Here is a 20285-nt window from a genome sequence, read left to right on the forward strand (position 1 = left end):
GGCAGTGGGGTGCCGCTCAGGCGGAGGATGCCTGGGTGCGGAGGTGACGCAGCCGGTGCATGACCTCGTTGGCGCCGCGGCCGAAGTAGTCGTGCAGCAGCCGGTATTCGGCGTACAGCCGGTCGTAGGCGGCGGCCCGCCCGGGATCCGGCTGGTAGACGGCGGGGCGGGCCTTGGCCATGGCGTGGGCGGCGGCCCGGATGTCGGGGTACACGTCGGCCGCGACCGCCGCGTGCATCGCCGCACCGAGCGCCGGGCCCTGCTCGGAGTCGATGACACCGAGGGGACGGCGGGTGACGTCGGCGTAGATCTGCATCAGCAGCGGGTTCTTCGTCAGGCCGCCCGCGATGATCAGTTCGCGGACCGGGACGCCGGACGTCTCGAACGCCTCGATGATGGTGCGGGTACCGAAGGCGGTCGCCTCCAACAGGGCGCGGTAGATGTCCTCGGGACGGGTGGAGAGGGTCAGCCCGACCAGGACACCGCTCAGGTCGTGGTCGACGAGCACGCTGCGGTTGCCGCTGTGCCAGTCCAGGGCGATCAACCCGTGCTCGCCCACCCGCTGTTCGGCCGCCAGCGCGGTGAGGTGTTCGTGCGGGTCACGGCCGAGCGCGGCGGCCTCCTCCGCGTACTCGACGGGGAACCCGGTGCGCACGAACCAGCCGAAGATGTCGCCGACGCCGCTCTGTCCGGCCTCGTATCCCCACAGCCCCGGCAGGATGCCGCCCTCGACCACCCCGCACATACCCGGCACTTCGGCCCACTGGTCGCTGCTCATCACATGGCAGGTGGAGGTGCCCATGATGGCGACCATCCGGCCGGGTTCGACGGCGGTGGCCGCAGGGGCTGTCACATGGGCGTCCACGTTCCCCACGCACACGGCGATGCCCTCGGGCAGGCCCGTCCACGCCGCCGCTTCCGCCGTCACCCCACCGGCCCGGTCGCCGAGTTGGCCGACCGGCTGCTCCAGCTTGTCGGCCACGAAGCCGGCGAAGGCGGGGTTGAGCGCGGCCAGATAGTCGGAGGAGGGGTAACTGCCGTCCTGGAGCTGCCCCTTGTACCCGGCGGTGCACGCGTTGCGGACGTACGTGCCGGACAGGCGCCAGACGACCCAGTCGGCGGCCTCGATCCAGCGCTCGGTCAACTCGTAGAGCTCGGGGTCCTCTTCGAGCAGTTGGAGGGCCTTGGCGAACTCCCACTCCGAGGAGATCTTCCCGCCGTACCGCCGCAGCCAGGGCTCCTTGCGCGCGTCGGCCAGAGCGGTGATGCGATCGGCCTGAGCCTGCGCGGCGTGATGGCGCCACAGCTTGACGTAGGCGTGCGGACGGCCGGCGAGCCCGGGCAGTTCGCACAGCGGGGTACCGTCGGCGAGGACCGGCAGGACCGTGCACGCGGTGAAGTCCGTGCCGATACCCACGACTTGATCCGCCCGCACTCCGGAGCGGGCCAGCGCCTCGGGTACGGCGATGCGCAGGACATCGATGTAGTCGGAGGGCACCTGGAGCGCCCAGTCGGGCGGCAGCCTCGTACCGTCGGGCAGCTCCCGGTCCAGGACCGCGTGGGCGTAGGGATGTTCCGCGATACCCAGCTCCGCTCCGTCGCGGACACGGACCACCACGGCCCGCCCGGACAGCGTGCCGAAGTCGACTCCGACGACGCAGGGTTCGAGGTGCTTACGGTCCTCGTGGTCCGTGTTCACAACCGGCCGTCCTTCTGGTGAGGAGATCGTGCTGGCGGCCATCCTGACCTGTCGATCGGGATGTCGCCCAGTGTTCGATCTTGCGAATGTGGGGGCGGGGCCTGGCATCGGGTGCCAGGCCCCCGGTTTCGTGCGATGCCTACTGGACGAGCTCCCAGTCCTGCGAGCCGTCCGTGAGCGCGGTCTGCAGGGTCAGCTGTGCCTCGGCGGAGGCGCCGGTCAAGTACAGGCTCGTGTTCTTGACGGACTGCAGTTTGTAGAATCCGTCGTTGGTCTTGACGAGGTTCCAGCTGCCGGTGTCGCTGTTGTCGACCCACTGGCCGATCTTCTGGCCGGCGGTGGCGCTGCCCGTCCAGATGGCCGCCGCGCGACCGCCCGACTTGTTGAGCAGGCTCACGCCGCCGCTCGGCTCGGTCGTCACGTGCCAGTACTGGGTGTCCGCGTTCGCGGCCGAGCCCGGAGCCTCAAGCTTCACGTCGGGCACGTTCGCGTTGCCGAGGTTCGCGTCGTTGGTCTTGTTCCCGGTGCCGATCACCTGGTCGGTCTTGCGGTTCACCAATTGGTAGTAGGCGCCGTCGGAGTGGCCGAGGTCGGTTTCGGCGTAGGCGATCGTGGAGGTGCCCTGGTTGTTGAGGATCGCGATACGTCCGGTGGCGGCGACGTACTGGAGGTCGCGGCTGTAGCCGGCCGGCGAGGTCGTCTGGTACTCCTTCCAGGTGCCGTCGCTGCGTCCGCTGTCGTTGACCCAGACGTTGCCGCTGCCGGCCGCGTTGTAGACCAGTCGTCCGCCGGGCTCCCTGATGAGGACCGGGCTGCCCCCGGTCGCGAGAGCGTGGGAGCCGGTGTCGAACGGCAGGGAGTTGACGCCCGTGCCCGTGGCGGAGCCGAGGTAGAACTTCAACGGGTTGTCAGCGAGCACGTACCTGGTGTTGGCGCCACCGCCCCAGTACTCGAAGGTCAGGAGCCACTTGCCGTCCGTCGTACGGACGACGTTCGCCATGCCCGGCCGGCCGCCGCCGATCTCCGTCTTGCCGCTGCCCATGTCCTGGGTCAGCCCGGCGATGTCAACGACCGGGGAGCTCCACGCGGCGCTGGTGCCGTCCCAGGTCTTGTGGGCGAGGATCTGGCCGTGCGAGTCCGTGGCCGTGTCGTTCGCGGGGTCGAGCGTCGGGATGCCGGTGGTCGCGTTGAAGCCGGTGTAGTCGTTCTCGTCGGAGTAGTAGCAGACGAGTTGCCCCTTGTAGACCATCAGGTAGGGCTCCCAGACGGGGTCCACCTGCTGGTGCGTGTTCGCGGCCGAGATGTTCTGGCCGACCGCGCCCGCGCTGCCGCCCTGCCAGCCGGCCGACGTGACGACGTTGACGACCTTCCACGACGTGCCCTCGTCGGTGCTGGAGTACAAGGCGATGGCCAGGTCCTTGCGGTCACCGTCGTTGGTCGGCGTCCAGCTGGAGTCGGCCGCCTTGTGCTCCTTGTAGTACTGGTCGTCGCCCGACACGACACTGGCGAGGAGGAGCGTGCCCTGCTTCAGGTTCCCGACGTCCTGGGGAAGCGTGTAGAGGTAGGGGTTGGTCCAGTTGCTCGTGTACTTCGCGTACTGGGGGTCGCTGGAGAGATACGCCGGAGCCTTGACCGAGGACAGGGACTGCCATGTCGTTCCGTGGTCGTCGCTCTTGTAGACCGGGAGGGTCTGCTGGTCGGCGCTTCCCGTGGCCGTCACGACCGTGGACTTCTCGAACGACGCGACCAGACGTCCGCTCGGCAGCTCGGCCGACTTCGGGTAGACCGCGCAGTTGCCCCGCCCCTTGAGGCACGGGTCGCTGCCGAGCTGGTACAGGATTCCGCCGGTCGGGTCGTACGCGTGTGCACTGACCATGGGTATCGCGAGGATCGCGGATGTCGCCGCGAAGGTGCCGAGGGCTCGTCCAAGCCTTCTTCTCTGCATGGCCCCTCCTCAGGGGATGGATCAGGTTGGATTGGTTGCCGTGGGGACCGGAGCGCTGTCGGCGTCGGTGGAGACGAGAACGCGTACGTCCCAGGCGTCGAGGTGCAACGCCGAGCCCGCGCTGACGGGGGTGCCCGTCAGCGCGTCGGAGAGGTCCGCCGGAGTGGGGACGCCGGTGGGCTCCCAGCTCCAGTTGTGGACGATGTGGACCCGGCGTCCCTCGGGTGAGGTGCCGGTGGTCGCGGTGACCGACGCGGGGAGGTCGCGCCAGCCGCTGCTCGCGGCCGGAGCCAGCCACTCGGCCAACGACCTGGCGAGGGTGCGGCCCGGCACCGTGCCGACGCAGGTGACCCGGCCCGCGCCGTGGCGGCGGGTGGTGACCGCGGGCCAGCGGCCGTAGTGCGGGTGCTCGTAGGCGGCGAGAACCTCGGCGTCGACGGCCGCGAGGCCCTCGATCCACTGCGTGGCCGTGGCGTCCGCGGGCACCTGGAGGGAGCTGCCGGGTACGGCGCGGACCGGGACGTCGCGCGTGAGGTTGCCGAACTCGTCGTACTGGACGCCCGCCGCGGGGACGAGTCGTCCGGGTGCCGGCTCGTGGCGGGCCCGTGCCTCGTGGTCGGCGTACGCGGTGCGCGGGCCGAGCACCAGGTGTCCGCCCGCGTGGGCGTAGGCCTCCAGCCAGTCGAGCGTCGAGTCGTCTACGACGTACAGGGCCGGGGCGACGAGGACGGGATGGCGCTGTACGGCTTCCTCGGGCGTCATCCCGTCCCGCTCGCCGCGCGGGTCGTGCAGTTGGCGGGCGTGGACGATGCGCACCTGGCGGCCCGCGTCGAAAGCACCGCGGTAGAAGGGATCGAGGATGCGGTGGTAGGCGGCCGGGTCCGGTTCGCCGTCGGCGGTCGCGAGCGGCGGGTACTTCTGCATCAGCCACTTGCTCGGCGTCGAGTAGACGATCGTGATGTCGGCGTCCGGTTCGAGCCCGGCGACGAGTTCGCCCGCCGTCTCGAACTCGGCCCCGAGCCGGGCGATTTCGGCATAGGTACGGCCGGGCAGGCCGCTGTGCGGAAGGACTCCGCCCCAGTAGGTCTCCGCGCCGAAGCGCAGGGTCTGCCACTGCCAGTACTCGATCATCCGCGCCCCGCGCGCGACGTGCGCCCAGGCGGTCTGGCGCCACTGGCCGTCGTAGCCCGGCTTGTTGTCCCACGCGAAGCCGATGCTCTGGGCGTTGGTCTCGGTGACCAGGAACGGCTCCTGACGCGAGGAGAACATCCAGTCCGCGGTCTGGTACATCGACCACACCCCGGTGGTCTTCCACTTCTGTTCGTGGGTGTCGGGGGTGGGGTCGGGCAGCAGCAGGCCGTCCTGCATGTCGTAGTACGGGTTGCCGGAGGCGATGTCGAGACGGTCCGACAGCTCGTCGTCCTCCACGCCCTGGCGGGTGTAGGAGATGCAGGTGGTGACGAAGTGTTCGGGGCCGGCGTACTCGCGGACGATGTCGGCCTGCCAGCCGATGAACTCGGTGACCTGTCGGGCCTGGAACTCCCGCCAGGCGACGTCGTACTGGGGCTGTTCGTTGCCGTCCGGCGTCCACAGGTCGGCCCACGTGGACAGGCGGTGCGACCAGTAGACGAGCCCCCACTCCCGGTTCAGGGTCTCGACGTCGCCGTACTTCTCCCGCAGGTGGTCCACGAAGCGCTGGAAGACACCGTTGTTGTGGAGGAGGTGCAGGCCCGGCTCGTTGTCCACCTGCCAGCCGATGACCGCCGGATGGTCGGCGTACCGGGCCACCATCTTGCGGATGACCCGCTCCGCGTGGAAACGGAACGCGGGGTGGGTGAAGTCGATCTCCTGGCGGGCGCCCCAGCCGAGGCGCTGCCCGGTGGCGTGCTCGGCGGTGATCTCCGGATAGAGGCGGACCAGCCACTGCGGTGCGGCGTAGGTCGGGGTGCCGATGATGACGGAGATGCCGCGTTCGTGGGCGCCGTCGAGCACGGGCTGGAGCCAGTCGAGGTCGAAGCGGCCGCTCGAAGGTTCCCAGGTCGACCAGACCGACTCGCCGACCCGGATCACGGTGAAGTTCGCCTCGGCCATCAGGTCCAGGTCGGTCTTGAGGCGTTCATCGGGCTGCGTGGAGGAGCCGTAGGCGGGCGTGTACTCGTAGTAGTACGCGGCACCGAACAGGACACGGGCAGGCAGAGCCGCCATGAGGGGAAACCTCCGGGGAAACGGGGAGTGATATGAGGAACACGTGCGTCACTGCTTGACGCCGCCGGAAGCCAGGCCGCTCTGCCAGTACCGCTGGAGCATCAGGAAGGCCACGACGAGCGGGATGATCGAGATCAGGGAACCGGTCGTGACCAGCGCGAGCATGTCGCTGCTGGCGCCCGCCCCGCCGTTCTGCGCCTGGGCGGCCCAGGAGGAGAGCCCGACCGTGATGGGGTACAGGTTCGGGTCGTTGAGCATGATCAGCGGCAGGAAGTAGTTGTTCCAGGTCGCCACCAGCGTGAACAACAGGACCGTCACCAGGCCGGGGCCCAGCAGTCTGAGCACGATCCGGAAGAAGATCCGCGTCTCGCCGGCGCCGTCGAGGCGGGCGGCCTCCAGGAGGCTGTCGGGGACGGCGTCCTCGGCGTAGACGCGCATCAGATAGAGGCCGAACGGATTGACGAGGGAGGGCAGGATGACAGCCCAAGGCGTGTTGACCAGGCCCGCCTTGGCGAAGAGCAGGTAGGTCGGGATCGCCAGGGCGGTGGTCGGGACCATGACGGCGCCCACGACGAGGTTGAAGGCGACCCGGTCACCGCGGAAGCGGAACTTGGCGAAGCCGTACCCGCCGGCGGCGGCGAGCAGCGCGGCGCCGAAGGCACTGACCCCGGCGTACACGGCCGTGTTGATCAGCCAGTGGACGAAGACCCCGTCGTCCTGGGTGAAGGTGGCCTTGATGTTCGTCAGCAGCTGGGGGGCGTGCGAGAACCACAGGCCGAAGGTGTTGATCAGGTCCTGGGTGCTCTTGGTCGAGGCGATCAGCAGCCACAGCAACGGCAGGACGAAGTAGGCGAGGGCGGCCAGCATGGCGATCGTCAGCGGGACGCTACGGCGTGCCTTGCGTCGACGCCGTTTCGACGCCGCGGGGAGAGCCGGTTCCGCCGACGCTGCGATCGTGGCGGTGGGAGTCGTGGTCGTCACGATGTCCTCCTGCGGTTCGCGGTGAGCAGGACGGCGTAGGAGGCGATCACGATGACGAGGCCGAGGAGGAAGGACACCGTGGCCGCGTAGTTGACCTGCTGGCCGGTGAAGGCGAGGGAGTAGGCGTAGAGGTTGGCGGTGTACGAGCTGCTGATCACCTCCGGGGCGATCTTCATCAGCAGGTTCGGCTCGTTGAACAGCTGGAAGCTGCCGATCACGGAGAACAGCAGGGTGAGCATCAGCGTCGGACGCAGTGCGGGCAGTTTGATGGACCAGGCGGTGCGCCAGGCACCGGCTCCGTCCATGGCGGCCGCTTCGTACAGTTCCTCGGGGATGGTGCGCAGCGCGGCGTACAGGATGATCATGTTGTAGCCGACGAACTCCCAGGTCACGATGTTCGCCAGACTGCCCAGCATCCAGGTGTCGTTGAGGAACTGCGGGACCGGCAGGTGGAGATCCCGGCTCAGCTGGGCGAACGGGCCGAAGTCCGGACCGTACAGATAGCCCCACATGAGGGCGGCGACCACGCTCGGCACGGCGTACGGGATGAAGATGCCCAGCCGGATGAAACGCGCGAGCCACAGCAGACCGCTGTCGAGCGCGAGGGCGAAGGCCAGCGCCAGCAGCAGCATCAAGGGGACCTGGATCACGAAGAACAGCGCGACGCGTCCGACACCGTGGAGGAGTTGGGAGTCGCCCAGCGCCCGGACGTAGTTGTCCAGTCCGACGAACGCCGTGCCGCCGACCAGGCGTTCCTGGAAGAGGCTGAGGTAGGCGGCGTAGCCGAGCGGGGCGAGGAAGAGCAGGAGGAACAGCACCATGAACGGTGCCACGAACAGTGCCCCTGCCGACCGACGGCGGCGCGCGCCGCCGCGCCTCGGGCGTATCGGCCCGTCCCGGCGCCGGCCCTTGGCGGAGGCCGCGGTTGTGGCAGTCATCATCGGGCCTTTCTGAGGTGTGGGTGTATGGGGTGCGACGGGCCGGGTCCCACGCCGACGCACGGGACCCGGTGCGCCGTCAGGACGTGTGGACCGTGAAGCCCTGGGTCTTGGCGTACGTGGTCAGCCGTGACTGCCAGGTGCCGAGCGCGCGGACGGTGTCGGTCTTGTCGGCGAGGGACTTGCCGACGGTCTCGGTCCAGTCGGTCGCCGCCTGGTCGAGGAACGGGGGCCACTGGAAAGAGGAGTTGACCGTGGAACTGGTGTCGGCGAAGACCTGGTTGACCTTCTGGCCGCCGTAGAAAGCGGGCGCGTCGCCCACGAACTCGGCGTTCGAGAGAAGGGACTTGGTCGCCGGGAAGAAGAACTGCTCGGTGGCGAACATCTTCGCGCTGGCCGGATCACTGTTGAGGAACTGCGCGAACATCGCCGCCGCGATCGGGTTCTTCGTGGAGCGGATGACCGCGGTGGTCGAGCCGCCCCAGTTGCCCGAACTGGGCTTGGACGCGTCCCACTGCGGCAGCGGGGCCGCCCGCCACTTGCCCGAGGTGGCCTTGGCCGAGCCGGACAGGAACGCCGGGCCCCAGGCCGCGGTGATCCAGGTGGCGTACTTGCCCTTGTTGAGAGCGGCGTACCAGGAGTCGGCGAAGTCCGGCTCGGTGCCGATGACGCCCTCCTTGGCGAGCCCGCCCCAGTACGCGCCGAGCTTCTGGGAGACGGTGTCGTCGACGCTGATGGTGATGTCGCTCTTGCCGGAGGTCGCGTACGGCTTGGCGCCCGCCTGCCACAGCAGGCCGTGCCAGGCGGCGGCCTCGTTCGCCGCGAGGTTGGTCAGATAGACGTCCGGGGCGGCCTTGTGCAGCTTGCGGGCCGCGGCGGCGAACTCGTCCCAGGTGGTGGGGACTTGGATGCCGTGCTTGTCGAAGATGTCCTTGCGGTACAGCATGCCCATCGGACCGGTGTCCTGCGGGATCGCCCAGACCTCGCCACCGCTGCCGCTGACCTGGCCCCAGGTCCAGTCCACGAACGTGGACTTCAGCGCGGAGGCGCCGTACGGCCGCAGGTCCAGCAGGCTGCTGGTGATCGTGAAGGTCGGGATGGCCTGGTACTCCATCTGCACCATGTCCGGTGCGCCGCTGCCGGCCTTGAGCGCGGTGCGCAGCTTCGTGTAATGGGCCACGCCCTGACCGGCGTTGACGACCTTGACCTTGACGGCCGGGTACTTCTTCTCGAAGAGCGCGACCTCCTTGTCGATGTTCGGGACCCACGTCCAGAACGTCAGCTCGGTGGGCGTCTTCATGGCCTTGTCGATGTCGGCCTGGCTGACCGGCTTGGCCGAGCTGGCACCGCTCGTGCCGTCTCCGCTGCCGCCACAGGCGGACAGGGTGGTCGCGAGCGTCAGGGCTCCGGTCGCGGCGAGGAAGCCGCGGCGGCTCAGGGAGGCCGAGGGCGCTGTGAGGTATCTGGGCATGGTGAACTCCGCGGAAGGGCGTAGGGGATCGGCGCGCCGGGCGACGGCGCGCTGAAGGGATGCCAGGAGCTGGCGTCGGGCTGTGCAGCTGGGCGAGGCCGACGGGACGGACGCGTTCCTCGCGGATCCCGGCGGCCGAGCACGTCACGCTCGTTGACCGAAAGGGGGCTCGCGCCGTTGACAGCGTGTGCCGGGGCGGAGACCTGGGCGGTGCTCGGCTCGATGTGAGGCGCCCAGGCCCCGGCGGTGGCGAGCGGGAGGCACGACGACCAGATGCTGGTGGGCCGGCTTCGCACGCTCAGGTGCGGGTGTCGAAACAGGGGGCACGGTCGGACGAACTGCGGGTGGGCAAACCCCCATCGTGGTTGGTCGGGGAACGACGTTCCCGCGGAGTCAGGTCGTGGTCCTCCGGCGTTCCGGGATCGTCCGGTTCGGCGGGGGTCCGGTCGACGCGCGGACGACGAGGTTGACCGGCGGGTCGTGCGCCGGAATCGGGTCGGCGTCAGGGTTCTCGATGGCGTGCACGAGGCGCTTGAGGCCGTCCTGTGCCAACGCGTCGAACGGCTGCCGAACCGTCGTCAGCGGAGGAGACACATAAGCGGCGACCGGGATGTCGTCGAGACCGACGACGCTGATGTCCTCCGGCACCCGCAGGCCGGCTTCCAGCAGGGCCCGGATGAGACCGATGGCCATGTCGTCGTTGGCGGCGAAGACGGCCGTCGCACTGTCGTCGGCGGCCAGCCGGCGCCCGGCGGCATAGCCGGAAGCGGCCGACCAGTCCCCCGCGATGACAGGCGGTTCTCGTCTGCCGTGCGCGACCAGCGTCGCCCGCCATCCCTCAAGGCGGTCCCTGGCGGCGTACCAGCGTGGCGGACCGGCGAGGTGGTGGACGGTCTCATGTCCCAGTTCGAGGAGGTGTTCGGTGACGGCGCGTGCGAGCTGGTGGGCGACGATCCCCGCGGTCACCACCCGGGGGGCGGCGAACGGCGGCGGCGCGCCGAGGACCAGGACCGGCACGTCGACACGGACGGAGAGGTCGGCGCCGCCCTCCTCGTCGATCGGCTCCGAAATGACGATGCCGTCCACGCCCTGATCGATGAGCGAGTCAATGGCACCGGCGATACCCCCGGCGTCGCCCTCCATCGTGTTGACGACGCGGAGCGCGTAACCGGTGTCCCGGACGGCGCGCTCGACACCCATCAGCAGTGAGGCGGGGCCGTACAGGGCCGTCCCGAGTGTCACCACCCCGATGGCCCGGGTCCGTCCGGATGCCAGTGCGCGGGCGGCGTGGTTCAGCCGGTAGCCGAGCTCTTCGGCGGCTTCCAGGACACGTCGGCGCACATCGTCGGAGACGTACTGCTCACCATTCATGACCCGGGACACCGTCTTCTGCGAAACGCCCGCCAGGCGCGCCACATCGATGCTGCGCGGTGCGGCTCCCGTGCTGCGACCTGCCAGTTGTGCCATGGGTGTCTCCTGATCTCCGGCAGTCGACAACGCGTCCTGTTCCCGTATGACTGCGCTGCCATGACTGCGCAGACATATCTACGCAGAGGAACGCCGCGCGTCAAGGGTTTGCGCAACATCCTTGTCATCGGGGCGTCATCGGGGCGGGTCGGCCCGCATGCGGTACAGCCAGTCCGGGGCAGCGGGGCCAGTGACGCGCCCACCGGGGCGTCCTCGCCGGCGCGGCGGATGCGTCGCCCCTCGGCCGGGGCCGGGCCGAACAGCGTCGAGGCGGCCACGTCCTCGTCTCCAGACCCGCGCACGCATCACATCGGCGAGCTGATCGGCCTGACAGCGAAAGCGGCACCCCACCAGCTGAACGTCGCCCAGGCCGCCACGCTGATCGACACGGCCAGACCGCACGTACGGCGCGCGGCCGACGAGATCGACGAGGTCGCACGCGAGGGACGGCGCCCCGACCTGGAGACCCGGGCGCGGCTGAGGATGGACGGCAGTCGCGCGATGCGCTGCGCCCGCGACGGGGTCAGCCTCCTGCTCGACACGGCCGGCGCGAGCAGCTACTCCGACGACTCACCGCTGCAACTCGCCTGGCGCGACATCGGGACGGCCTCCCCCGCCACGCGGCGCTGAGTGCCGAGACCAGCCGGGAGCTCTACGGCCGCGTCCTGCTCGGCCGGCTCCTCCCCCACACCGACGTCGTCTGATCCCTGTACCGACATACCGATGTACCGACATACCGATGTCGTCCGATCCGAGCAGTGAAAGTGAAGGAGACCCGAACCGGTGGGTGCACCCCGACCATCAGCGGACTCGATCCGACCGACAGCGGTCCGCAAGGTCGCTCTGGTCACCGGTGCCGCCCGTGGCATCGGCGCCGCGATCACCGGCGAACTCCACCGACGCGGCCTACGGGTGGCACTGCTGGACCAGGACGACACCGGCGCGCAGGCCCTGGCCAAAACCCTTGATCCTGACGGGGATTCGGCCATGGCGCTGCACGCCGACGTCAGCGACCCCGAGGGGACACAGCGCGCGGTACAGGCGGTGTCCTCGACATGGAACAGCCCCGACGTGCTGGTCAACAACGCGGCGCGTACGGCACCCGGCTCGGTGTGGGACGTCGATCTCGACGAGTGGGACACCCTCATGGCCACCAACCTGCGCAGCGTCCTCGTCCTCACCCGCCTCTGCGCACCGGCGATGCGCGAGCGCGGCTGGGGCCGTGTCATCAACGTCGCTTCGCTGGCGGGTCAGCAGGGCGGGCTGGTCGCCGGCCCGCACTTCGCCGCGGCGAAAGCGGGCGTGCTGGTGCCGACCAAGGTCTTCGCGCAGGAACTCGCTGCCTACGGCATCACCGTCAACGCCGTGGCTCCCGCGGCCGTACAGACGCCTGTCATGGACGATCTCCCCGCCGAGGCGTTGCAGCGCGCCACCGACCGCATTCCAGTAGGCAGGTTCGGGCGGCCGGAGGAGGTGGCCGCACTCGTGTGACACCTGACGAGGGACGACACCGGGTACATCACCGGCGCCACGCTCGACGTCAACGGCGGCTTGTTCATGCGATGACGGTGACGGGCCCGTACGGCGAGGCAGCTGTCCTGCGGAGGCCAGGCGTAAAGTCCGAGGTCGGAAGGGAGGCTCGCATGGATGGGGACGGGGACGGGCCTCCGCCGTCGAATCCGGCCGAGACGCTCGTCGGCCGTGACCACGACCTCGGGCTGGTTCGGGGATTCGTCGACGAGGCCATGGTCTCCGGCGGGGCACTGCTGCTGTCCGGGGACGCCGGTGTCGGCAAGACGGTGTTGCTGGACGCCGCGGCCGGACAGGCTCGCGGCGCGGGCACGCGGGTTGTGCGCGCCGCCGGTGTGGAGTTCGAGAGCACCATCAGTTTCGCGGGTCTCCACCAGGTCCTTCAGCCGCTGCTGGCCGGGCTCGATCGCCTGACCGACCCGTACCGCACCGCCCTGAGCGTCGCGCTGGGCCTGGACCAGGGCGCACCCTCCGACCAGTTGCTGGTGTCGAATGCTGCGCTGTCTCTGCTCGTCCAGGCCGCCGCGGAGCGCCCGTTGCTGGTGATCGTCGACGATCTCCCGTGGCTGGACCGTGCCAGCGCCGTGGTGCTGGGCTTCGTCGCGCGCCGCCTGGGCGGCAGCCGGGTCGGCTTCCTCGGCGCCTACCGGTCGGGGGAGGGAAGCTTCTTCGAACGCGGCGGAGTGCCCCATCACGACGTACAGCCCCTCGATACGACGGCTGCGGCGGCGTTGATCCAGGCCCGTTCCCCGTCCCTGGCCCCGCGCGTGCGGGAGCGGCTCCTGTCGGAGGCGCAGGGCAACCCACTCGCCCTGCTGGAACTGCCCGTCGCGCTCAGCGGCTCCCAGCGCTCCGGAACCGCGCTCCCCGAGCTGCTGCCGCTGAGCCGCCGCCTCCAGGCCGTGTTCGCGTCCCGCGTCGAGACACTGCCCGCCTCGACGCGGCTGCTCCTCCTGTACGCGGTCCTGGACGGCACCGGTGATCTGCGCGTCCTCGCGGCGGCCACGTCCGAGCGGACCGGCATGGAACACCTGGCGCACGCGGAGCGAGCGGGACTCGTGGACGCGACCACCGGCCGACTGGCGTTCCGCCATCCCCTCACGCGCTCCGCCGTCGTGGAACTCTCCACCAGCGAGCAGCGTCGTGAGGTGCATCGCGCCCTGGCGGAGTACTGGTCCGACCGGCCCGAGCGACGCGCCTGGCACCTCGCCCATGCCACGGTCGAGCCCGCCGAAGATGTCGCGAGTCTGCTGGAGGAAGTGGCGCGCGACACCGTGCGGCGCGGTGACGCGGGCGGCGCCATCGCCGCGCTGCTGCGCGCCGCGGAGCTGAGCCCGCGCGGCTACGAGCGCAGTCGCCGCATCGCCGAGGCGGCCTATCTCGGCGCGGACCTGACGGGCGATCTGCGCGATGTGCCCCGACTGCTCGAAGAGGCCCGCCTGGCCGACGGCGGACGGGCCGGACCGTTGGTCGCCGCGGTCGCCGCCGCGCACCACATCCTCCTCAGCGGTGAGGGCGACCTGGACACCGCCCACCGGCTGCTCGTCGGCGCGATCGACATGCAGCACCAGCCGTACGACGCCGCCGATCCCACCATGATCGACGCGCTGTACACCCTCGCCTGGCTGTGCCAGAGCAGTCAGCGCACGGAGCTGTGGAAGCCCCTGCACCGGGCGCTCGGCCTGCTGAAACCGGAGGTCCCGGACCAACTCGCCCTGACCCTCAGCGCAATGGCCGACCCCGCTCGCACGGCACCGCCCGCGCTCGGGAAACTCGACGAGGCCATCGCCTCCCTCGACCAGGAGGCCGACCCGGTCCGCGTCATCCGGCTCGCCATGACCTCCCTCTACGTGGACCGGCTGCCGGCGTGCAGGACGGCGCTGCGGCGCGTGCTGCGCGACGGACGGGACAACAGCTCGCTCACCGTGGAGATCCAGGGACTGGTGTACCTGGGCAGGGACCATTTCGCGGCAGGTGAGTGGGACGAGTTGGAGGCACAGGCCGCACAGGGCCGGGACCTGGGCGAGGCCCACAGCTACCAGCTGCTGTCGACGGAGTTCCTGTACCAACGCGCGCTGGTCGCCGCCGCCCGAGGCGACGAGACCGCCACCAAAGCCCTCACGGACGAGATGACCCTGTGGGCGACACCGCGCGGTGTGGGCTCCTACCTGTCGTGCGCCTCGCACGCGAGGACGCTCGCCGCGCTCGGCCAGGGCAGGTTCGAGGACGCCTACCGGCACGCGTGCGCCATCAGCCGCGCCGGGGAACTCGCCTCGCACGTTCCCCCGGCCCTGTTCGTCGTCATGGATCTCGTCGAGTCCGCGGTCAGAACGGGCCGTACCTCGGAGGCAACGGCCCACGCTGCGGCGGCACTTGAGGCAGGCATCGCCGCGATCTCGCCACGGCTGGCCCTCCTGGTGAAGGCGTCGGCGGCGATCGCAGCCGTCGACCACGAAGCGACCGACCTGTTCGAGGAGGCACTCACCGTACCCGGCACCGAGCGCTGGCCCTTCGAGCTGGCGCGGGTCCGCCTCTCCTACGGCGAACGCCTCCGCCGGCTGAAGTCCACCACGGAGGCGCGCACCCAACTCGCCGACGCCATCGACACTTTCGAGCGGCTCGGCGCCCGCCCCTGGACGGCCCGGGCAGGCAACGAGCTGAGGGCGACCGGCCTGTCCGTCGGAGCCGCCGGGGTCACCGGACCGGCGTCACTGACGCCCCAGCAACGGGAGATCGCCCTCCTCGCGGCAGCCGGCCTCACCAACAAACAGATCGCCGAACGCCTCTTCCTCTCCCCCCGCACCGTCGCCGCCCACCTGCGTCAGCTCTTTCCCAAACTGGGTGTGGCCTCCCGCGCCGCACTGCGCGACGCGCTGGCGGACCTGCCTCCCGACTAGGTCCGCCGGAGCGGCTCGGCTGATCAGAAGATTCCTTGCCCCGGAACCAGGATCCCGTTCGGGTCGTACGTCTTCCTGGCCTCGGCGAACCGCTGCCATACCGGCCCGAAGTGCCGCTTCCAGTCGGCGTGTTGGAAGGGGACCGAGCCGACCGGGTACTGGGTGCCGCCGGCCGCCTGGACCGTCTCGTACGCGGACCGGTTGGCGCTCAGCAGTCGTCGTACGGTCGCGGTGTCCTCGGGCGGCGCGGCACGGAGGACCGCGAACAGGTAGGGCACCGGGTCGTCGGGCATGCGCAGCAGCGGGGTGCGGAGGTGCTCGCGCACCAGCGGGTACAGGAGGACGACGCCGGGTCCCAGGTCGGCCGGGGTGAGCGCGTCCAGCAGGGTGCCGGCCACCTCGGCGGTTCTACGGCCCGGCATGACCAGGTTGAGCCAGGGGTGGGCGTAGGCCCACAGGCCCGCTTCCTTCAGCGCGGCCACGGACGCGGCGAGCCGGTCGAGGAAGTCGTAGTAGCCGAGGTCGGTGATCTGGGCGCCGGACGCGACGTAGCGCAGGCCCCGCAGCAGAGCCGTGTCGTCGGGGGTGCCCCCCACCGGCGGCCCGTAGGCGACGGCCTCGATGGCGAACTGGTTGAAGGCTCCGGCGGTGTCCGGGCTGACCTGGCCTTCGAGGTAGGCGAAACGCCCCTCGGTGGCGAGGAGTTGCTGGTCGTCGAGGAAGGTCTGGAGGTCGCCGTACGGAAGGAGGTAGTGCCGTACGGTCTCCGGGGCCGGGACCAGTCGCAGGGTGGCGCCGACGATCACCGCGCACTGCCCCAGACCGGCGAGCACGGCGTGGAAGAGGTCGCGGTGGCGGGTCGGGGAGCAGCGGAGCAACTCCCCTGCTCCGGTGACGACTTCGAGTTCGAGGACGTTGTCGACCTGTGCGCCGTGCTGGTGGCTCTGGCCGCCCAGGCCGCCGACGGAGAGGGTGCCGCCGACGGAGAGTTCGAGGTAGTCGGTGAAGACGGGCGGGGTGAGGCCATTGGCGATGGCAGCCTTGGCGACGTCGCTCCACTTCGCGCCCGCGCCGACCGTGACGCGCGAACTGTCCGTCCGTACAGGGCCGATGGAGGCGAGCGGCTCGGTCTCGATGATGAGGCCGCCCTCGACCTGCGCCTGTCCGTTCGTACCGTGGCCCTGTCCGCGCGGGGCCACACGGAGTCCGTGCAGGTTGCAGAACCGCACCATCGCGACGACGTCCCGCACGGAGCCGGGCCGCAGCACCGCGGCCGGACGCCGGTGCACGATGTGCCCGAAGTCGTCGGCGTCGGCGCTGAGTGACGCGTCGTCGGTGTGGAGCGTCCCGTCCAGAGGGGGTACGCCGCTGAGCGGCCGTCCGGTGTCGGTCACCGCCCAGCCGCGGGTGAAGGGATCAAAGCCGATCACCACGGCTGAACCTGCGACCAGGCCGCGCAGAGCGGTACGTCGAGACGGGGTGCGGGGCATGTGGTCCTCCTGAGACCGTCCGGGTGAAAACGATCAACGACGGCTCAGTCTAGGCACGTTGGGGTACGGAGAAGGGGTCCGTCCGGGCGAGTTCCCCGACCGGTTCGGCACGTGTCGCGGCGACCTGACCTTGCTAGTCGTCGTCCTGACTGCCCGGGTTCAGGCCGCGACGCCGCTTCTTCTCGGAGCTGCGCAGCATTTCGCTCGCGGTGAGTGTCACGGTCGCCACGACGCGGGCCCAGCGGGGCCCGCCGCGCTCGGCCCAGAACACACATGCGCACCCGCCGATGAGGAGCACCAAGACACCGAGCAGCAATACAACGATCATGTTTCCCACCCCTGATGCGTACGTACGGTCCGGTGACGCGTACGTTCCCGATGATCTTCTCAGGCCCGGACGAGTCGCCCCGGGTCACCTCTCCCGCATCCACGCCCGCGTGCCGAACGAGGCGCAGGCCCGCGAGGCCACGACGGCTGCTCCGCTCAGCGCCTCGACGAAGCCCTCCGACATCGGGCGGCCCTGCAGCGCGAGGTGATGGGCGAGGGCCCCGTGCAGAACGTCGCCCGCGCCCAGCGTGTCCGTCACCTTCACCGACGGCACGTCCACCGTGCCCTCGCCGTCCGGGCCTGCCCAGACGATGGGGTCCCCTCCCCCACTCACCGCCGACCAGACGACCCCGTGTTCCCGCAGGAAGGGCAACGTGTCCGTCGGTGTGCTCGTGCCGGGTGGGCGGAAGTCGGCCGAGCAGACGGCCACGTCGATCAGCGGCAGCAGGTCCTGTGTGCCTGCCTTCCAACTGCCGCCGTCGAAAAGGGTTGTACGGCCGAGGGCACGCGCGGAGCGCGCCGCGGCCACGGCCAGTTCCATGTGGTGGCCGTCGAACTCGACGAGGTCGCAGGCCGTCACCAGCGCGTCGAGATCGTCGGGCGGGGCGAGCCGGTGTGCCGTCGCGTTGATCGAGGCGACGGCGCGTTCCCCGGTGGCCGCGGTCACCAGGATGGAGGAGACCGCGGGCGGTTCCGCCGAGTCGGCTGCCAGGTCGGAGACAGCGACGCCCAGCGCGTTCAGGTCGGCCGCCGCCCCAACTCCCAACGGGTGGGCGCCAATTGCCGTCAGGAGCGTGGCCGCGCCGCCCAAGTAGCCGAAGGCAACGGCCGCGTTCGCCGCCGGGCCGCCCGCGGCGACCACCTGCTCCCGGGCCGTGAGTTTCTCGTTCGAGCCCGGTGCGTGGTCCACGAGCTGGATGACGTCCAGGGTGCACAGACCGACGAACAGCCCTGTGGGGCGTCCTCTCTCCACCAGCAACCTCCTCGCGCCATTTACTTACAATTGGTTGAGCAGTTCAGGCTGATAAATCTACTGTTAGTACTCATGAAGGTGGACAGTCCGAACGACACCGCTCGGCTCGCGTCCGAGCTGCGGCTCGCGGTGGGCCGGGTGACGCGTCGCCTGCGCCAGGCGCACGCCGTGGGGGACGTGTCACTCTCCGGAGTCTCGGTCCTGGCCCGGCTCGCCCGCGACGGCTCCGAGTCGCCTACGTCCCTCGCCGAGACGGAGCGGGTACGCCCGCAGGCGATGGCGAGCACGCTCGCACTGCTCGAACAGCGCGGGCTCGTCCGCCGTAGCCCCGATGCCGCGGACGGGCGGCGGAGCATCGTGGCGATCACGGACGACGGACGCGCCATGCTTGCCGAGCGGCGCTCCGAGTCGGTCCACCGGCTCGGGGCCGTCCTCGACGAGTTCACCGCGGAGGAGCGCGCAACCCTCGCGTCGGCCCTGCCCCTGCTCGACCGACTGGCGGAGCGACTGTGACCGAGCGGGCGCACATACCCGGCGACGGCCAGGGGAACGGGGACGGTCGGCCGTCGCTGCTGAGCACCGTGCGCTCGGGGCGTCGTAAGGACGGTCCCGTCGGTCCGAACTACAAGTGGGTCGCGCTGTCGAACACCACGCTCGGCGTGCTGATCGCCACGATGGACGCCTCGATCGTGATCATCTCGCTGCCGGCGATCTTCCGCGGTATCGGCCTCGATCCGCTCGCGCCGGGCAACATCGGCTATCTGCTCTGGATGATCCTGGGCTATCTGCTGGTCTCGGCGGTGCTGGTCGTCGTGCTCGGCCGGCTCGGTGACATGTTCGGCCGGGTGAAGATCTACAACATCGGCTTCCTTATCTTCGCGTGCGCGTCCGTCGCGCTGTCCCTCGATCCGTTCCGCGCGGGTGCGGGGGCGATGTGGCTGATCCTCTGGCGCGTCGTGCAGGCCTTCGGCGGTTCCATGCTCACCGCGAACTCGGCCGCCATCCTCACCGACGCCTTCCCTGCCCGGCAGCGCGGAATGGCGCTCGGCATCAACCAGATCACCGCGCTCGCCGGCCAGTTCCTCGGCCTTCTCGCCGGTGGTCTGCTGGCCGTCGTCGACTGGCGCGCGGTGTTCTGGGTGAGCGTGCCGATCAGTATCACCGGCACGATCTGGTCGTACCTGAGCCTGCGCGAGACCTCGGCGGGCCGCCCCGGCCGCATCGACTGGCTGGGCAACCTCACCTTCGCGGCCGGCGCCGGAATCCTCCTCGCGGGCATCACCTACGGCATCCAGCCCTACGGCGGCAGCGCCACCGGCTGGGGAAACCCGTGGGTGCTCAGCGGCCTGATCGGCGGCGTCGTACTGCTGCTGGTCTTCTGCTACGTCGAGACGCACATCGCCGAACCGATGTTCAACCTGGCCCTGTTCAAGGTGCGCGCCTTCGCCGCGGGCAACCTGGCCGCCCTGTTGACCGCGATCGCCCGGGGCGGGCTGCAGTTCATGCTGATCATCTGGTTGCAGGGCATCTGGCTGCCGTTGCACGGCTACGACTACGAGGACACCCCGCTGTGGGCGGGCATCTTCATGCTCCCGCTCACGCTCGGCTTCCTCATCGCCGGGCCCCTGTCCGGCTATCTGTCGGACCGGTTCGGCGCCCGCATGTTCTCGACGACGGGGCTGATCGTCGTCGCGCTCTCCTTCCTCGGTCTGCTCGCGCTGCCCATCGACTTCGACTACGGGATGTTCGCGGCACTGCTGCTGCTCAACGGGCTGGGCCAGGGCATGTTCTCCGCGCCGAACACGTCGTCCATCATGGGCAGCGTGCCGAGCGAGTACCGGGGTGTCGCCTCGGGCATGCGCTCCACGTTCCAGAACTCGGGCACGGCTCTCTCCATCGGCGTGTTCTTCTCCCTCATGGTGTCCGGGCTCGCGTCCTCGCTGCCCAGGACCCTGAGCCACGGACTCCAGCTGCACGGCGTTCCGACCGGCGCCGCCGAACAGGCCGCGTCACTGCCTCCGGTGAGCACCCTGTTCGCCACGTTCCTCGGCAACAACCCCATCCAGCACCTGCTCGCGTCCAACGGCACCCTCGACCACGTCACCGCCGCCCAGCGCGCCGTCCTGACCGGTCACACCTTCTTCCCCCAGCTGGTCTCCGGCCCGTTCCACCACGGCCTGACAATCGTCTTCAGCGTCGCCACGGGCATGGCCCTGGTCTCCGCGGTCGCCTCGGCCCTGCGCGGCGGCCACAAGCCCGACCCGGAACCCGAACCGTCCCCGGCACATCTGCCGACCGCCCCCGCGGAGACGGCCGAGGCTTCGCAGGCGGGGCCCAACGGGGCGTCGTAGCAACCGAGTTG

The 20285-nt window shown here is 70.1% G+C and carries 15 protein-coding genes; 5 read left to right on the forward strand and 10 right to left on the reverse strand.

The genetic code is table 11. The annotated features are described in order from the left end of the window. Positions 1 to 16 precede the first annotated feature (16 nt). From araB to ACFWP5_RS06460, 7 genes are all read right to left on the reverse strand, one after another. The gene (gene araB, locus ACFWP5_RS06430) at positions 17 to 1699 is read right to left on the reverse strand and encodes a ribulokinase (protein WP_384151119.1); all 1683 of its coding nucleotides are present in this window, start codon (positions 1697 to 1699) and stop codon (positions 17 to 19) included. 139 nt (positions 1700 to 1838) lie between these two features. After that, positions 1839 to 3644: an RICIN domain-containing protein gene (locus ACFWP5_RS06435; RefSeq protein ID WP_384151122.1), complete on the reverse strand. Its 1806-nt coding sequence runs from the start codon at positions 3642 to 3644 to the stop codon at positions 1839 to 1841. 21 nt (positions 3645 to 3665) lie between these two features. Further along, positions 3666 to 5849: a beta-galactosidase gene (locus ACFWP5_RS06440; protein WP_384151125.1), complete on the reverse strand. Its 2184-nt coding sequence runs from the start codon at positions 5847 to 5849 to the stop codon at positions 3666 to 3668. 48 nt (positions 5850 to 5897) lie between these two features. Beyond that, positions 5898 to 6830 carry a carbohydrate ABC transporter permease gene (locus ACFWP5_RS06445; RefSeq protein ID WP_384151128.1) on the reverse strand — a complete coding sequence of 311 codons (933 nt, stop codon included), beginning with the start codon at positions 6828 to 6830 and terminating at the stop codon, positions 5898 to 5900. Beyond that, on the reverse strand, positions 6827 to 7768 hold the full coding sequence (locus ACFWP5_RS06450; protein WP_384151368.1) for a carbohydrate ABC transporter permease: 942 nt from the start codon (positions 7766 to 7768) through the stop codon (positions 6827 to 6829). The genes ACFWP5_RS06445 and ACFWP5_RS06450 overlap by 4 nt, the downstream gene beginning before the upstream one ends. A gap of 79 nt (positions 7769 to 7847) precedes the next feature. Continuing rightward, positions 7848 to 9239, reverse strand: coding sequence for an ABC transporter substrate-binding protein (locus ACFWP5_RS06455; RefSeq protein WP_384151131.1), 1392 nt, complete (start codon positions 9237 to 9239; stop codon positions 7848 to 7850). 393 nt (positions 9240 to 9632) lie between these two features. Continuing rightward, entirely contained in the window at positions 9633 to 10706 is a 1074-nt protein-coding gene (locus tag ACFWP5_RS06460) for a LacI family DNA-binding transcriptional regulator (protein ID WP_384151134.1), read from the reverse strand. Positions 10707 to 10934: 228 nt separating this feature from the next. On the opposite strand from ACFWP5_RS06460, the gene ACFWP5_RS06465 reads away from it, so the two are divergent. The 3 genes from ACFWP5_RS06465 to ACFWP5_RS06475 all read left to right on the forward strand — a co-directional run bounded on the left by ACFWP5_RS06465 (position 10935) and on the right by ACFWP5_RS06475 (position 15133). Continuing rightward, positions 10935 to 11336, forward strand: coding sequence for a hypothetical protein (locus tag ACFWP5_RS06465; RefSeq protein WP_384151137.1), 402 nt, complete (start codon positions 10935 to 10937; stop codon positions 11334 to 11336). 153 nt (positions 11337 to 11489) lie between these two features. Then, entirely contained in the window at positions 11490 to 12197 is a 708-nt protein-coding gene (locus ACFWP5_RS06470) for an SDR family oxidoreductase (RefSeq protein WP_384151140.1), read from the forward strand. A gap of 152 nt (positions 12198 to 12349) precedes the next feature. Beyond that, positions 12350 to 15133: an ATP-binding protein gene (locus ACFWP5_RS06475; RefSeq protein ID WP_384151143.1), complete on the forward strand. Its 2784-nt coding sequence runs from the start codon at positions 12350 to 12352 to the stop codon at positions 15131 to 15133. Positions 15134 to 15156: 23 nt separating this feature from the next. Here the strand turns inward: ACFWP5_RS06475 and ACFWP5_RS06480 are convergent, their stop codons facing one another. The 3 genes from ACFWP5_RS06480 to ACFWP5_RS06490 all read right to left on the reverse strand — a co-directional run bounded on the left by ACFWP5_RS06480 (position 15157) and on the right by ACFWP5_RS06490 (position 17923). Then, a complete protein-coding gene (locus tag ACFWP5_RS06480; protein ID WP_384151146.1) occupies positions 15157 to 16623 on the reverse strand; it encodes an FAD-binding protein in 1467 nt (488 codons plus the stop codon). Positions 16624 to 16756: 133 nt separating this feature from the next. Beyond that, positions 16757 to 16951, reverse strand: coding sequence for a hypothetical protein (locus ACFWP5_RS06485; protein ID WP_384151149.1), 195 nt, complete (start codon positions 16949 to 16951; stop codon positions 16757 to 16759). An 84-nt stretch (positions 16952 to 17035) separates the two neighbouring features. Then, positions 17036 to 17923: a PfkB family carbohydrate kinase gene (locus ACFWP5_RS06490; protein WP_384151152.1), complete on the reverse strand. Its 888-nt coding sequence runs from the start codon at positions 17921 to 17923 to the stop codon at positions 17036 to 17038. A gap of 72 nt (positions 17924 to 17995) precedes the next feature. On the opposite strand from ACFWP5_RS06490, the gene ACFWP5_RS06495 reads away from it, so the two are divergent. Further along, positions 17996 to 18436: a MarR family winged helix-turn-helix transcriptional regulator gene (locus tag ACFWP5_RS06495; RefSeq protein ID WP_384151155.1), complete on the forward strand. Its 441-nt coding sequence runs from the start codon at positions 17996 to 17998 to the stop codon at positions 18434 to 18436. 161 nt (positions 18437 to 18597) lie between these two features. Next, positions 18598 to 20274, forward strand: coding sequence for an MFS transporter (locus ACFWP5_RS06500; protein ID WP_384151371.1), 1677 nt, complete (start codon positions 18598 to 18600; stop codon positions 20272 to 20274). Positions 20275 to 20285: the final 11 nt, after the last annotated feature.

It is taken from the genome of Streptomyces sp. NPDC058469, from assembly GCF_042721125.1.
Classification (GTDB): Bacteria; Actinomycetota; Actinomycetes; order Streptomycetales; family Streptomycetaceae; genus Streptomyces.

Coding starts and splice junctions, on each gene's coding strand:
- ACFWP5_RS06435 (WP_384151122.1), bottom strand. CDS start 3,644: ATGCAGAGAAGAAGGCTTGGACGAGCCCTCGGCACCTTCGCGGCGACA.
- ACFWP5_RS06440 (WP_384151125.1), bottom strand. CDS start 5,849: ATGGCGGCTCTGCCTGCCCGTGTCCTGTTCGGTGCCGCGTACTACTAC.
- ACFWP5_RS06450 (WP_384151368.1), bottom strand. CDS start 7,768: ATGACTGCCACAACCGCGGCCTCCGCCAAGGGCCGGCGCCGGGACGGG.
- ACFWP5_RS06455 (WP_384151131.1), bottom strand. CDS start 9,239: ATGCCCAGATACCTCACAGCGCCCTCGGCCTCCCTGAGCCGCCGCGGC.
- ACFWP5_RS06460 (WP_384151134.1), bottom strand. CDS start 10,706: ATGGCACAACTGGCAGGTCGCAGCACGGGAGCCGCACCGCGCAGCATC.
- ACFWP5_RS06465 (WP_384151137.1), top strand. CDS start 10,935: ATGCGTCGCCCCTCGGCCGGGGCCGGGCCGAACAGCGTCGAGGCGGCC.
- ACFWP5_RS06475 (WP_384151143.1), top strand. CDS start 12,350: ATGGATGGGGACGGGGACGGGCCTCCGCCGTCGAATCCGGCCGAGACG.
- ACFWP5_RS06480 (WP_384151146.1), bottom strand. CDS start 16,623: ATGCCCCGCACCCCGTCTCGACGTACCGCTCTGCGCGGCCTGGTCGCA.
- ACFWP5_RS06485 (WP_384151149.1), bottom strand. CDS start 16,951: ATGATCGTTGTATTGCTGCTCGGTGTCTTGGTGCTCCTCATCGGCGGG.
- ACFWP5_RS06495 (WP_384151155.1), top strand. CDS start 17,996: ATGAAGGTGGACAGTCCGAACGACACCGCTCGGCTCGCGTCCGAGCTG.
- ACFWP5_RS06500 (WP_384151371.1), top strand. CDS start 18,598: ATGGACGCCTCGATCGTGATCATCTCGCTGCCGGCGATCTTCCGCGGT.